This is a genomic window from Microcystis sp. M53603_WE2 (genome assembly GCF_030065435.1).
The window spans coordinates 1-1027 of the sequence record NZ_JASJFF010001269.1 but is presented as its reverse complement, the minus strand read 5'-3'; the positions used below and the strand labels follow the sequence as shown (position 1 = coordinate 1027).

Sequence of the window (1027 nt, the reverse complement as noted above, 5' to 3'; positions counted from 1 at the left end):
GGGTGTGGGGTGTGGGGTGTGGGGTGTGGGGTGTGGGGTGTGGGGTGTGGGGTGTAGGTAAGGAAACCTCTTTCGTCTCTGGTGGTGAAAATTTTTTCATCGGGACTGTCTCCTGTTTTTTAACAACAGAATCCTGTTTCTTCCCTGCTGTCTCCTGTCTCCTGTCTCCTGTCTCCTGTCTCCTGTCTCCTGTCTCCTGTTTTTTTACCACAGAATCCTGTTTCTTCCCTGCTGTCTCCTGTCTCCTGTCCCCCGACTTGCCAGTGGGAATTTTTGTCCGTCTGCTATCGGCGAATTTTTTCTTTAAAGAGCGCAATTCTTTTTTCAGAGACTTGAGAAACTCCTGACGGTTATGGAGAAGGGTTTCTAACTGTTGAATTTTTGTTTGTAATTCCGTCGCTTCCGTCTCTAACTTTTGTCTTTCCAAACCGGTTAAACGACGTAGGGGCATAGCCAAGATAGAATCAGCTTGTGCGTCACTAATGCCCAATTCTGCCTGAAAACGATACTTAGCCGTCGTCCCATCGGGAGCATTTTTGAGAATATCCACCACTCGATCGATATTCTGCAAAGCTAATAATAAACCCTCCACTAGGTGTAAGCGATCGCTGGCCTGTTGCAACTCGTCGCCATACTGACGGGTGAGAGTTGTTTCTCGAAAGCGCAAGAATTCCTGTAAAACTTGTTTTAACGATAACTGCCGGGGTTGATTATCGACTAAAGCGAGGATAATTGCCCCAAAATTAGTCTGTAGGGCCGTTTGTTGGTATAAAGCCGCCAAAACCTGCTGCGGTTGACTTTCCCGCTTTAATTCAATCACCACCCGAATGCCTTCGCGATTACTTTCATCGCGGATATCGGCAATTCCCTCCAATTTCCCTAAATTGACTAATTCGGCGATTTTTTCGATCCATGCCGCCTTATTCACCTGAAAAGGCAACTCAGTAACCACAATTGCCGTCCTTTCCCTTCGGCGCTTGCCCTCAATGATAATTGTTTCAGTTTTCGCCACTCCGCGCACGGGAAT

1 protein-coding gene is annotated in these 1027 nt (G+C 47.2%); it reads right to left on the bottom strand.

Annotation, left to right across the window (positions count from 1 at the left end):
- Positions 1 to 1027 (bottom strand): DNA gyrase subunit A (locus PX481_RS26595; RefSeq protein WP_288096934.1); only part of this gene is annotated, 1027 nt, incomplete at both ends.